At 75.9% G+C, this 870-nt stretch carries 1 protein-coding gene and 1 pseudogene; one reads left to right on the forward strand and one right to left on the reverse strand.

Annotation, left to right across the window (positions count from 1 at the left end):
- Positions 1–372 (forward strand): DNA polymerase III subunit delta (gene holA / locus FRW57_RS22230; RefSeq protein ID WP_420853287.1); only part of this gene is annotated, 372 nt, incomplete at its 5' end.
- A 14-nt stretch (positions 373–386) separates the two neighbouring features.
- Here holA and FRW57_RS22235 read toward each other — a convergent pair.
- Positions 387–870 (reverse strand): annotated as a pseudogene (locus tag FRW57_RS22235) (galactokinase family protein); the annotation flags it as partial.

Here is an 870-nt window from a genome sequence, read left to right on the forward strand (position 1 = left end):
GTGGCCGACGCGGCGATCGCCGGGCAGGCGGGCGAGGCGCTGCGGCTGCTGCGTCACGCGATCGCCAGCGGGGTCGACCCGGTGCCGATCGTCGCCGTGTTGGCCAGCCAGCTGCGCCAGGTCGTCAAGGTCGGGTCGGCCAGCCGAGGGCTGCGCTCGGCCGAAGTTGCCAAACAGCTCGGTATGGCGCCCTGGCAGGTCGACCGCGCCCGCCAGACCGCACGGGGCTGGGACCCCCAGGCGCTCGGCCGGTCGATCCAGGCCGTCGCGGCGGCCGACTTCGACGTCAAGGGCGGAGGCCGTGACCCGGTCTACGCGGTCGAGCGCGCCATCCTCACCATCGCCACGGAGCGTCAGGGCCGCACCGCCTGAGCGGCGGCCTCCGCTCAGGCCAACAGGTCCAGGCGGGTGGCGCCCGGTCCGGGTCGGGTCGCGAACGCGGACGCCGCAGCCGCTCGCGCCGGGAACCGCTCTCGGTAGCGGTCCAGCCAAGTGGCCCCGAAGCGTGCCGCGTCGTCGACCGGCACCATCGCCCAGACGCTGCCGCCGAAGCCGGCACCGAACGCGGACGCCGCCACCGCACCGAGCTCGCGGGCGGACCGGGCCAGCCAGATGGTCTCCGGGACCTGGTTGGCCAGACCCTGCTCGGCGCAGCGCTGCGAGGCGTCCACCAGTGGTCCCAGGGCGGCGAGGTCGCCGCGCTCCAGCGCCAGCCCGGCAGCCGGGATGATCCGCTCGGTCTCGTCGAGCAGCTGGTCGAGCCGCGCCGCGAGTGTGCGGTCGCCGGCCACCAGCGAACGCAGCAGGTCCGGTGCGTCCGGCGACGAGGCGGCCGCGGCCACCAGGCTCTCCGCGTCCTGTCCGGTGTGC

Origin of the sequence: Segeticoccus rhizosphaerae, from assembly GCF_009192725.1 — a bacterium.
GTDB classification, from domain to species: Bacteria; Actinomycetota; Actinomycetes; order Actinomycetales; family Dermatophilaceae; genus Segeticoccus; species Segeticoccus rhizosphaerae.